This window comes from Microcoleus sp. S13_C5 (genome assembly GCF_036700845.1).
Taxonomy (GTDB): Bacteria; Cyanobacteriota; Cyanobacteriia; order Cyanobacteriales; family Microcoleaceae; genus Microcoleus.
This window is the reverse complement of sequence record NZ_JAUBPR010000012.1, coordinates 13030-25261: the sequence shown is the minus strand read 5'-3', so window position 1 is coordinate 25261 and position 12232 is coordinate 13030. Positions and strand designations below refer to the sequence as shown.

Sequence of the window (12232 nt, the reverse complement as noted above, 5' to 3'; positions counted from 1 at the left end):
GATAAAAGCTCATCAATTATGTCCAAATTAATGTCAAGATTAAATCAGCGATCGCCAAAAATCCTCAGTCTCAGCCAAGTGTCAAAATCCGACGCAACAAGTTCCAATGAGCAATTCCATCTACCCCGGCATAACTCTCAACAACCAATACCGCCTCCTCCGCGAATTGGGACACGGAGGCTTCGGGCGCACCTACCTCGCTGAAGACGCACACCGATTTAACGAGCCCTGCGTTTTAAAAGAATTTGGGCCCCAAGTACACGGAAGTTACGCTTTACAAAAATCCGAACAGGCAATCTCAAACCCGGAGAAGGGAAAGCTTACATTAATTCAAATTACTTACTGTCGCGTATATCGGTGCTTCACCCCAATCGGAAAATACTCGGCATCGCCCGTCGCAGTTAATGTCACCACAGGTAACTGATATTCGGGCGGCACGTAATTAGCAAATTCGCTGTTTAGCCGCCGCAATTGCGCGAGAATTGAAGATGCGATCGCCTGCTTCATCTCCTCATCGCCCTCCACCCCCGCTGCTAATTCCACAACCACCGATAAAAACCGATTTTGATCCGCATCTTCCTTGACTTGCAGTACAAATTTTCCCGTCACCCATTCCCGAATGGTGGGAACTTCTAAACCTACGGTGACATTTTCCGGGTAAATGTTAGCACCGAAGTAGGAAACGGTAAAGTGCGATCGCCCAAATACATAGACAAATGGCAAGCAGCGAATTCCTCTGGGGAAATTAGAAACTTTCATAGCTGCTGCTTGCTGCAAACGTGCCACAGGGTTAAATCCCCATTCAGCCAAAAAATTGAGCATTGCTTCGTAACAAATTAAACCGCCGTTATCGGAGATGTGATAGCGTATTAGCGGGATGCCGTTGTCGCCAGAAAATAATAGCGTGCCATCATTATTCACTTCAAAAAAACGGCTTTTCGGATCGTACTGTACCAGCGTTGGCAACCGCGATTCCCCGAATAAATTTCGTGATGCTTCCGGATTATTTGCTAAAAAGCGGCGGATGCAAATGCTCAGCGGTGTCTCGTTGCCCAAAACGCCGGCATCCGCAGTACCGTAAAGGCTCGCAGAGTTGTAATATAGATTGTCTGAATTAGTGCGATCGCTCACCAAACTCCGCCATTCTTCGCTAAACACTTCCCCCGCAAACACCATCTTAATTCGATATTTTTGCCACTCCACACCCCCAGCAATTCCGCTATCAATCACATCCTTGATAAATGGCGGATATCCCAACAAAACTACTTGCTCGAAATGCTCCCCAAGTTCCTGCACAACTCGAAATATTTCAGTCTTATTATTCCCAGGCGTCACAACTGTAACTGGATAACCCTTACTCGCTAGATAGCGACAGCAATTTGCCGTGTACATTCCGCCTACCCAAGTTCCCAACGCAAAGCAAATCACAGCTAAAGTTGAGCGATTGTCGGCGTAAAAACTGTCGTGAAATATTTGTTCAAAACGAGCGGCAATTTGCAACTCATCGCTGATAAAACGCGGCCAAAATGTCGGGTTTCCTGTCGAACCAGATGAAACCGCAATGAAATCGCAACTTTCTAATTTACCCTGGTAGCACAACTGAGGTAGCGGGTGACAGCGTAAATAATTCTCTTTGGTAATTAGCGGCAATTTTTGGAAGTCTTCAAAGGTTTGAATTGAGGCGGGATTGATGTTAAGTGCAGCTAGGAAAGTCTGGTAAGCTGGTACTGTGGCCGCGACTTTTTGAAAAAGCGCGATCGCCTTGGATTCGGCAACTCGATTCTGCTGGTGTTGCAATCGTTCCTCAAGCGGCGCCCTCAAAAACTCTTCAAACCCCCCCATTGCTCGCTGACGCTGTTCTGGCTGCATTATTTGCTCCTTAAAATGCGTATTTTGCACCTCGATCGCTCAAGATTCAATTAGTAGCGCTAACGCCCGATCGCACATTGGGCTGGACACTAAAAATTTGAACACATTTTGAGGTCGATCGAAAATATGGCGCAGGAGATAAACTTCCATAGCACGAAACCGCTGTTTTCACAATAACCACAGGGGATAGCCAAGCTGCCGATCAACTAATAAACACTGACACACTATGTCAAGATTAATTCAGCGATCGCCCAAAACTCCCAGTCTCAGTCAAGCGTGAAAATCCGACGCAGCAAGTTCCAATGAACAATCCCATCTACCCCGGCATAACTCTCAACAATCACTACCGCATCGTCCGCGAATTGGGACACGGAGGCTTCGGGCGCACCTACCTAGCAGAAGACGCCCACCGATTTAACGAACCCTGCGTTTTAAAAGAATTTGCGCCCCAAGTACACGGAAGTTACGCTTTACAAAAATCCGAGGAACTGTTCGAGCGGGAAGCGGGAGTGCTCTACAAGCTGCAACACAATCAAATCCCGCGCTTTCGCGAACTCTTCCGCGTCAGTATCAGCGATCGAGGCTACCTATTTCTCGTCCAAGACTACGTGCCAGGCCAAACTTACCGCTTTTTGCTAGACGCCCGCAAGCGTCAGGGTTTGCGGTTCATAGAGGCAGAAATCAATCAACTGCTCATCCAGATTTTGCCCGTGCTCGAATACATTCACTCTTTGGGAGTGATTCACCGCGACATCTCCCCGGACAACCTGATTCTGCGGAGTTCTGACGGGATGCCCGTGCTAATCGACTTTGGGGGAGTAAAACAAGTCGCCGCCACCGTAGAGTCTCTTTTCGCTGAGGCTAACGGCACTCCCGCCCCCGCGACTCGCATCGGCAAGCTCGGCTATGCTCCCGTCGAACAGATGCAGATGGGCATCGTCTCTCCCCACAGCGATTTGTACGCTCTGGCGGCCACGGTTTTGGTGTTGCTGACGGGGAAGGAACCGCATCAATTGCTCGACAGCCATACCCTGAATTGGAAGTGGCGGGCGGAATGTTCTCTGTCTCCGAATTTGTCCCTGGTGCTGGATAAAATGCTTGCTCAACAGCCGAGCCAGCGTTACTCCTCGGCTCGCGAGGTAATGCTCGCTCTCTCCGGCAATCCGCCTTTACAGCCACCTTTGCCACCAGCCCCGGATTTTGGGATCACGCAGCCACCGCCGGATTTCTCGCCTATACCCGTGCCCGCTCCCACGCCAAAACTGCCGGGAACTCCGGTGCGAATTGCTGCTATTGGCAATCAGCAAAAAATGCCTGCTTGGAAAATGGTTTTGTTTGTGGTGGCTGTGCTATCAACTATGGGTGGAGTTGGCTGGTTTGCGGGCAATTCTTTGTTAAATCTGCAATCAAAAGTGCAGAAAGTTCCCCAGCCTTCAAACCCGAAGCAGCAGCAAGAAGATGCTTTGCAAGATCGCTTTGTCAAGCTCAAAATTGACGATCGATTCTATAGCGGTTATGTCAACCTTGTGGACGAGACTTTCTATGCCAAATACCCGGAATTGGGCGGACGGCTGTTAAAAGAAGGCGATGACGATCGCCAATGGCGCGAAAGGTGGCAGAAAATCGGCGAGGAGTTGCTCGATAAGCTGGAAAATCTCAGCAGCGACGCTAGAGCGCGGTTGGGCACTTACGACACCACTGATCTCGATCGCTGGAAAACAGAGGTTAACAAGCTGAATTTGAGCAGTAGGGCTTTGTACGATTTGGCTGATGCTAAGTTCTTTTATTGGTTTCCAGAACAGCCGCGCGATCGCAATATCCTTGGTTTGCCGATCGGACAAATTTGGCAAGCAATTACCGCCGACGCACTCGAAGCCTTACAAGCTGGAGCAACTGTCGAAAGCGTTGAATTTGACCGCCGATCGAACAGCAAAAGCCTCACAGGGAATCTCAAACCCGGGGAAGGGAAAGCTTACATTGCCAGGTTCGCTCAAAATCAAACTTTGCGCGTGAATCTACAAGCACCGCGCAAATCTACTCTACTGTCAATTTATACTCCGGGGCGGACAAAGGGCGCGCGACCTTTGCTGGAAGATGCAGAGGGACTTAGTTGGTCTGGATTGCTGGATGATGCTGGTTATTATGAATTTGTGGTAGTTTCTCAAGCATCTGAGCCGATCGCTTACGAGTTGAACCTGACGGCGGAATAACTGCTATTGACGCTCTCGATCCACCCAGGCAATAATAAGGTAATACCAATCAGATAAGTTGTCGGGTTCAAACAAAGAATATGCTGAGATTCGCGATCGTAGCTTTAGTGACTTTTGGATTAGTATTAGTGACTGCACTAGGTTTACATCCGGCCAATGCGACAGTCAGCACTCCCGAATTTTATGCTTGGAACTTTGCCTCTGTAGGCAGTAGCGAGCTGGTTTGTAAAAAGACCGTGGTTGTTCCGCAAGATTTGATAATTCCGTCATCATCCATGAACGCTGTCAGTATCACTTCTGCAATTGTAGATGAAAAGTTTTGCGCGAATTCCACTAAGCCTGTGAATTAAGGCAGTGCATAAGAGGATTTCCGGTTATAGAACCCTAATTAAGTTCTCCGTTAGTCCATTTGAGATTTGAGATTTGAGATTTACTTCACAGAGGAATCTGGCAGGTTGAACCTTAATCTAAAATTTTTATCTCTCTACGACTGTTGTCTGAAAGCAAGTATCCTTTTTTGGATGAATCAGGACGCAGCGTCCTGATTCATCCCTTGAGAGAAAACTCTACTTGTCAGTACAAACACGGACTAATTATGAACAATTAACCGGACATCATATAAGTAATAGCTTGAGTAATTTCCGCCATCCGCGCACTGAAACAGTTGGCTGAATTTTTTTTATGAGAAACGCCGTAAATTTTGTAATAAAAGTTTATCAAACGAGTCGGGCGCAGCAGTTTGCGGCTCTTGAAAGAGATTGAAATCTTCCCAATTTGGGCAGTTCTTTGATTGTGACTTAAGAACCGAGGGGAAATATTCAGCCATTTGGCTAATCATTTATTGGCTAATTAGCTGAATTATTAATTTGCTAGTTTGAGTATGCTAGAGTTAGTCAGGTTCAGATATATAGTGCCATCTATTATCTAAGTATCATGCTCAAAATTTTGGTGATTGAAGACGACGAATTAATCCGGGAAACTCTTCTGCAACTCCTGGAATCTCACAGCTACCGGGTCATTGCGGCAGAAAACGGTCGAGCTGGGGTGCAGATGGCACTTTCGGAGATACCGGATTTAATTTTGTGCGACGTGCAGATGCCGGAACTCGACGGTTATGACGTGTTGCGGACTCTGCGGCAAAACTCGCTAGCTGCAACAATTCCATTTATTTTCCTCACGGCTCAAAGTGACAAAACCGATTTTCGTCGAGGGATGGAATTGGGGGCCGACGATTACCTGACAAAACCGTTTACCAAGGCTGAATTGCTGGGAGCCATTGCTTCTCGCGTCTTGAAACGGCAAACTATTACTCAACCCCTAACAGTCGCGCTTCACCAAGCAGAAGCCAGACTCAAAGATTTAGTTAATGACTCCACCAAGGTTACAACCCTCTCTCCTGAAAAGTTTGCTCTCGAAGCTTTGCTGCGCCACGCTTTGGCACAAGGTGAGTTTCAGGTATACTATCAGCCACAAGTGAATATTGCTACCGGCCAAGTTATCGGCGCCGAAGCTTTAGTGCGCTGGCAAAATCCCGATCGAGGTATAATTTCTCCCTGCGAATTTATTCCATTAGCAGAAGAAACAGGTTTAATTATTCAAATTGGCGAGTGGGTACTGCTTTCAGCTTGCGCTCAAGCCGCTAGTTGGCTGGCGGCGGGGTTTTCGCCCTTTACAATCTCAGTAAACTTGTCGGCCCGGCAGTTGTCTGACCCGGAACTCAAGGCGCGAATCGTCCAAATATTGGAAACTACAGGTTTAGAGCCTGCTAATTTAGAATTAGAAATGACCGAAAGCGCTTTGGTGGAAAATGCGACAGTAGCAGGCGCTACTTTAAACCAACTAAAAGCTCTAGGAATTCGGATTGCTATTGACGACTTCGGCACCGGTTACGCTACTTTAGGATATCTTAAGCAATTTGCTTTTGACAGTTTAAAGATCGATCGAATTTTCGTCCGTAATGCCAACGAAGATACTCAAAATGCTGCTATTACTACAGCGGTAATTTTACTGGGTCACAGTTTGAACATGACCGTAATTGCTGAGGGAGTGGAAACAGAAGCAGAACTAGATTTTTTGAAACAACATCAGTGCGATATCATGCAGGGGTATCTGTTCAGCCGCCCCGAACCCGCAGCGATAATTGAAAGTATGTTGGTTGCCAACCCGAGTTTGTTCGGGCCGCCCCCAGCAGCAGCACCTGGTCGCGTTGTCCCTTTTGTACCTGTGTCCGAACCCGAAAAATCTAAAAACCTTTCAATGTCGGGTCTAGGAATAGTGTAAGTGTCACCAAAATTTCTGTTTTATAGGATAAAATTCTTTCTTTTAACTTCTATTTTCTGCATAAAAGTTGACCCTTCCTCCTAAAAAATTGTAGCTTTTGATGATAGGCGAATCAAAGAAGGATATTGTTCCCCATATTGCTCTACTACTTCCCCTTTTATGCGCTAGGCGCCCCTAATTGGACTATTTGAGAAAGTGTGGCGTGTTGAAATGGCGAGCCTTTATCAAGTTGCAGGAGGTACACTCATTTAAGTTCTTACTTTGGGACTGGCAGTTTCAAGAACTGTCCAACTGGAATTGGTGCAAGCCTGTCATGGAAAGAATATTAGTGGTTGACGACGAAGCAGACTGTCAAACAGTCTTAGCAATGTACCTAGAAAGTCAAGGATATCGGGTGGAATGCGCTAATTCAGGGGTTGAGGCGCTCTCGATTTTTGAAAATGCCCCCCCAGATTTGGTAATTTCAGATGTCATGATGCCGGAAATGGACGGGTTTGAGTTTTGTCGCCGTTTGCGAACTACCCGTTTGGGACAGTTAGTCCCCTTTATATTTTTGTCGGGTCAAGGCGAGTTGGAGTCAAAAGTTGAAGGTCATTCGATCGGCGGTGACGATTATCTGGTAAAACCTTTTCAGTCTGAAGAAATTTTAGCTAAGGTAAAGGCGCAGTTAGAGCGCTCTCACCGCATTCACGCCGAGATTGTCCGACTGCTTCAAACTTCTAGCGGTAGGGCGGTGGAACCACAATTGGTGGCAGTATTGCCAGCACCTGCACCTTTGCCTTTAACGCCAGCCGAGGAAAGAGTTTTTTGGGAGGTTATCCAGGGTTATACTAACAAACAAATTAGCGATCGACTGTTTATTAGCCCCCGGACTGTGCAAGCTCATTTAGGCAGCATTTTCAGCAAATTACAGTTAGAAAATCGTGCCCAGCTTGTGAGATTTGCCCTAGAAAGAGGATACAAACCACCTCAAACTTAGCTCTGATCTCAACCTAGGGTGCGCCAGCCAGCCAGTGGATTTTAGATTTTAGATTTTAGATTTTAGATTTACTCTACAGATTCTTCTGGGAGCTAAAACTTTAGTCTAAAATTTTGAGCTTTCCACTACTTAAGTCGCGGGCTTCTATCCGTTTTTGGTCGGCATCAAAAACTCCCGTAATTGCCAAAAAAATGGAGGCTGACGCACTCAGCAAGCAGATTATTCCACATTCAAAACACAATAAGGAAAATTAGTTATCACGCAAACCCCCGGCCCCAAATTCGTACCCCGAAAGTTGGCACGTTCCAAATCACCCTGCCGCACGTTATTAGCCGCATCGATATTTGTACCGCTCAATTGAGCATTAGGAAGCCTAGTATTTGACAAAATAGCATTCTGCAAATTACTATCGCGCACATCGGCAGAAGACATATTCGCTCCGCTTAAATTCGCACGATTCAAATTAACTCTAAACAGCAGCGAACGCCTCAAATCGGCATTCGACAAATTAGCTTGCAGCAGAAAAGCTTCCCCCAGATTCGCATTAAAAAGTTTAGCACCGCGCAAATCCGCACTCGTCAGATTCGCTCGCCCCAAAAAAGCATTAGACAAATCCGCATTTCGCAGATTAGCACCATTCAATTCAGCACCGTACATCTCGGCATTAACTAAGTTAGCATTTGCCAAATTAGCATCACTTAAATCGGCTTCTAGCAAATTAGCTTCATAGAGATTTGCTCCGCTTAAATCGGCTCCTCTTAAATTAGCTCTGTACAAGCTAGCCTTGAACAAATCAGCATTTCTCAAGTCACAGCCCTCGCACTCTTTAGTTTCCAGCAATTGCCTAACATGATCTGGATTTTGAGCTTTAACGGGAGCCGCCAGCCCAAACAAAGCTAAACTTGCCGTTACAGTTGCCAAGAGTTTAAGTTTCACAAACAAACCTCACTGCTACTTCAAATAAATTATACTAGCAAACTATAGACTTTAAACCCATATCCTTCTCTCTTTTCTCTTGCTCTGCGTTCTCTGCGCCCTCTGCGGTAAATCTTCAAAAACATGATTCGCAGCCAAGGATTTAGACCTGCTTCCAGCAAGGCGGGCAAAGCCCGCCCTACTTAACTTAATTAAGCTTCATCTAAAGCAGCAACACCAGGCAATTCCTTACCTTCGAGCAGTTCTAAACTAGCACCGCCACCTGTGGAAATGTGGCTCATTTGTTCGCCTAAATTCAACTGTTCCACAGCCGCCACCGAGTCACCACCACCGATAATTGTGGTAGTACCGGTTTTAGTAATCCCCGCCAAAGAATGGGCAATCCCTTCAGTTCCTACAGCAAACTTCTCCATCTCAAACACGCCCATCGGCCCGTTCCAGATTACCGTTTTGCAATCGGCCAAAGCATCTTGGAAAGTTTTGACTGAATCCGGGCCGATATCCAAACCCATCCAACCGTCGGGGATGCTTTCAACAGAGACAGTTTGAGTGTTAGCATCAGCAGCAAACTTGTCAGCAACTACCACATCAGTAGGTAACAGAAAAGTAACTCCCCGTTCCTTCGCTTTAGCTTCCAAAGACTTCGCCAATTCCAGCTTGTCATCTTCCACCAAAGACTTGCCCACGTTCAAGCCGCGAGCTTTGTAGAAGGTGAAAACCATGCCACCGCCCAACAGCAGTTTGTCGCACTTTTCGAGCAGTTTTTCAATGACTCCAATCTTGCTGGAAACCTTAGAACCGCCGATAATAGCAGCTAAAGGACGCTGAGGATTGTCGATCGCACTGCCGAGATATTGCAGTTCCTTCTCCATCAAAAACCCAGCCACAGAAGGACTCAGATACTTAGTAACGCCCTCAGTAGAAGCGTGAGCCCGGTGAGCCGTACCAAAAGCATCATTGACATACAAATCGGCCACAGAAGCTAACTTCTTAGCAAATTCTGGGTCGTTTGCCTCCTCCTCTGGGTAGAAGCGGACATTTTCCAGCAACAGCACATCGCCATCTTGCATCGCGGCGACTGTAGCAGCGACTTCATCACCGATGCAGTCGTCAGTCTTTTTGACCTCTTTGCCCAACAATTCCGACAGGCGCACAGCAACGGGCGTCAAGCGTAACTTCTCCGTCACGCCCTTGGGACGACCGAAGTGGCTGCACAAAATCACCTTAGCGCCCTTGGACGCTAAATCTTGAATTGTCGGCAGAGCCGCCCGGATGCGAGTATCATCGGTGATATTGCCGTTGTCGAGCGGCACGTTAAAGTCCGCCCGCACCAATACCCGTTTGCCCGATAAGTCCGATGCCGATAAATTTGCTACAGTTTTTTTTGTCACAGGATTAACCTCCTAATATGTGTGTTTTTGTCGAATTCCGTTGAAATGGCGGCACTGGTAACTTGCACCCCGGCCTCGGACGCATTCAACCGCGCCCGTACAAAAAACGGAAGATGGAACAAACGGCACTGATTGGCTTAACCTAAACATTTTATCGGAGTCCGTGTCCCGGAGATGTGCAGTATGTTCAAGACAGTCTTATTTCCTGTCGATCAAAGCCGAGAAGCCCGCGAAGCTGCCGAAAAGGTGGTCAATATCGTAAAAACCTACGGTTCTCGCTTAGTTATTCTGTCGGTAGTCGAGCCCCCAGCCGAGGAGGCCGACGCCCCCGCGCGAGAGGTGATGACTTCTCCCGAAGCAGTCGCAAAACTTCTTTCTGAGGCCCAATCGATGTTTTCCCAGCAGGGAATTGAAGCTGAAATCATCGAACGGGAAGGCAAACCTGCTTTCACGATTTGCGATGTGGCTGACGAAATTGGGGCCGATTTGATTGTGATGGGCTGTCGGGGGATGGGTTTAACCGATGATGGGGCGTCTGACAGCGTTACCAATCGGGTGATCAATCTGTCTCCTTGTGCAGTTTTGATTGTGCCTTAGTCAGTTGTCAGTTGACTGTTGACTGTTGGCAGTTGACTGTTGGCAGTTGTTAGTTGTCATTCAAGAACTAACAACTAAGAACTAACCAATAACAACAGTCAACAGTCAACTAACCAATAACAACTAACCAATCACAATAGTCAACAGTCAACAGTCAACAGTCAACAGTTAACAGTCAACAGTCAACAGTCAACTAACTAATGAAAATTCACTGGTATCCCGGTCACATTGCCAAAGCTGAACGGGCATTAAAAGAACAGCTAAAGCGGGTAGATGTGGTGCTCGAAGTCCGAGATGCCCGCATTCCATTGGCTACTTATCACCCCCAAATGCCGAGTTGGGTGGGCGGCAAGCCGCGAGTATTGGTCGTCAACCGCATGGATATGATTACGCCTCGATCGCGCGAGGCGTGGGAAACATGGTTTGAGGCCCAGGGGGAAACTGCGTATTTTACTAATGCCGAGCACGGTCAAGGAGTAGACGCTGTGGCGGATGCCGTGCAGGATGCTGGGGTGCAGCTAAATAAAAGAAGGTTCGATCGAGGTATGCTGCCCCGTCCAGTCCGGGCAGTGGTAATGGGATTTCCCAATGTCGGAAAATCTGCTTTAATTAATCGGCTGTTAGGGCGGAGAGTGGTGGATAGTGCCCGCAGAGCTGGAGTAACTAAATCGCTCCGATGGATTCGCATTTCTGAGGAAATTGAATTATTAGACGCCCCCGGAGTGATCCCAACCCGAATTAACAATCAAGAAAATGCCATAAAATTAGCTATTTGCGAAGATATTGGCGAAGCAGCTTACGACAATCAAGTAGTAGCAGCAGCGATGGTAGATTTGCTCCAAGGGCTGGAGGCGGCTGATGACACGTTGATATCACTATCTGGTTTCAAATCCCGCTATAAATTAGATGCAACCTCTAGTAATGGTGAAGATTATCTGCACGAGGTAGCAAAAGACAGGTATAAAGGAGATGTCGAACGAACGGCGCGGCAGATGTTAAACGATTTTAGAACGGGTGTGTTGGGTCAGCTTACTTTGGAGTTGCCGCCGGCGTGATAAGACTCGTGCTATACAACTAATCAGGAATGGTATTAAATAGGGATTTGCTAACGTTGAGAATTTGAACTTCGTCTCCTATGTGTACTATTTCTTCTGCTGCTTGAGGTGGTACTCGCGTGTTAATTATCAGCCGACTAAAGTGATTTAAATGCCCTTTTTTTACCAAGTCAGGCATGATTTCCTTCTGCTTGGCTGTTAGTATATTTTTAAAATCTGGATAAGCTTCTTTCGCTGCATAACTTCGCGTAGATAGGAGACAGGGCTGACCGGGATTAATACCTTCAAATATTACAGTCCCTATTTTAAACCTAACAATTTCATCAGCTTGTGGGAAAAGGTGGTCTTCCCAAAAAGCGGGGACATCTCCTATTTCAATATTAGCTCGCAAGCGATGGCGCATCTCGTTAACGCAAACTCTCGGAAACCAAGATGCAACTTCGGCAATTGTTTCGGTACTGATAATGCTTGGCCCTGGTGCAGCGGTATTGTCGGGAAAACCTGTCAGCAAGTTTTCAATTAACTTGACGGGGAAACCGAAGTAGCTGCTCAACCAAGATTCTATTCCCAAGCGTTCTCTATCTACATGAAAAAATATTTCTTGTTCGGTGCCTTGAATTTTTAGACCGGCAATTCTCTTTTTTATGTCAAAGGATAAGCGTAGAAAACAGACTCCACTGTTGCGCTTAGTATTAACAAATTCTCCTGCTGCATCGCAGATGGCAAAAGAGCGATCGCCTTCTAGAGCTCCGCTGGCTAGAATTGTTGCTTGACTGACTGCTATGCCGTCAAGGGACTTGACCGGATAGATATGAATGCTGGCGACGTAAGACATTTCGAGCCATTGATAAATAATTGTCGTTTTAGATACATTCTAGCATCCCCTGCCAGCAGAATGAGGACCGCAGTTGACTT

Annotated in this window: 10 protein-coding genes and 1 pseudogene; 7 read left to right on the top strand and 4 right to left on the bottom strand. The window is 46.8% G+C overall.

The genetic code is table 11. The features are described 5' to 3' along the window. Nucleotides 1-106 precede the first annotated feature (106 nt). Nucleotides 107-292: pseudogene (locus tag QUA04_RS29895) on the top strand (serine/threonine protein kinase); the annotation flags it as partial. 47 nt (nt 293-339) lie between these two features. Here QUA04_RS29895 and QUA04_RS05370 read toward each other — a convergent pair. Further along, nucleotides 340-1869 (bottom strand): phenylacetate--CoA ligase family protein, encoded by a 1530-nt coding sequence (locus tag QUA04_RS05370; protein WP_333254488.1) that lies wholly within the window; start codon nt 1867-1869, stop codon nt 340-342. Between the two features lie 302 nt (nt 1870-2171). Here QUA04_RS05370 and QUA04_RS05365 point away from each other — a divergent pair, with 302 nt between their 5' ends. The 4 genes from QUA04_RS05365 to QUA04_RS05350 all read left to right on the top strand — a co-directional run bounded on the left by QUA04_RS05365 (nt 2172) and on the right by QUA04_RS05350 (nt 7338). After that, nucleotides 2172-4079 carry a serine/threonine-protein kinase gene (locus QUA04_RS05365; RefSeq protein WP_333254486.1) on the top strand — a complete coding sequence of 636 codons (1908 nt, stop codon included), beginning with the start codon at nt 2172-2174 and terminating at the stop codon, nt 4077-4079. Between the two features lie 80 nt (nt 4080-4159). Then, the gene (locus tag QUA04_RS05360) at nt 4160-4429 is read left to right on the top strand and encodes a hypothetical protein (protein ID WP_333254484.1); all 270 of its coding nucleotides are present in this window, start codon (nt 4160-4162) and stop codon (nt 4427-4429) included. 583 nt (nt 4430-5012) lie between these two features. Then, nucleotides 5013-6359 (top strand): EAL domain-containing response regulator, encoded by a 1347-nt coding sequence (locus QUA04_RS05355; protein ID WP_333254482.1) that lies wholly within the window; start codon nt 5013-5015, stop codon nt 6357-6359. 202 nt (nt 6360-6561) lie between these two features. Then, the gene (locus tag QUA04_RS05350) at nt 6562-7338 is read left to right on the top strand and encodes a response regulator (RefSeq protein WP_445242290.1); all 777 of its coding nucleotides are present in this window, start codon (nt 6562-6564) and stop codon (nt 7336-7338) included. Between the two features lie 219 nt (nt 7339-7557). Here the strand turns inward: QUA04_RS05350 and QUA04_RS05345 are convergent, their stop codons facing one another. Beyond that, nucleotides 7558-8274, bottom strand: a complete 717-nt coding sequence (locus tag QUA04_RS05345; RefSeq protein ID WP_333254480.1) for a pentapeptide repeat-containing protein — start codon at nt 8272-8274, stop codon at nt 7558-7560. A 191-nt stretch (nt 8275-8465) separates the two neighbouring features. Next, a complete protein-coding gene (locus QUA04_RS05340; protein ID WP_333232227.1) occupies nt 8466-9665 on the bottom strand; it encodes a phosphoglycerate kinase in 1200 nt (399 codons plus the stop codon). A gap of 183 nt (nt 9666-9848) precedes the next feature. On the opposite strand from QUA04_RS05340, the gene QUA04_RS05335 reads away from it, so the two are divergent. Further along, nucleotides 9849-10262, top strand: a complete 414-nt coding sequence (locus QUA04_RS05335) for a universal stress protein (RefSeq protein ID WP_333128466.1) — start codon at nt 9849-9851, stop codon at nt 10260-10262. A gap of 200 nt (nt 10263-10462) precedes the next feature. Next, complete coding sequence (ylqF, locus tag QUA04_RS05330; RefSeq protein ID WP_333254478.1) at nt 10463-11317, top strand: ribosome biogenesis GTPase YlqF; 855 nt, start codon at nt 10463-10465, stop codon at nt 11315-11317. A gap of 19 nt (nt 11318-11336) precedes the next feature. On the opposite strand, the gene QUA04_RS05325 is transcribed toward ylqF, so the two are convergent. After that, nucleotides 11337-12152, bottom strand: coding sequence for an MOSC N-terminal beta barrel domain-containing protein (locus QUA04_RS05325; RefSeq protein ID WP_333254475.1), 816 nt, complete (start codon nt 12150-12152; stop codon nt 11337-11339). Nucleotides 12153-12232: the final 80 nt, after the last annotated feature.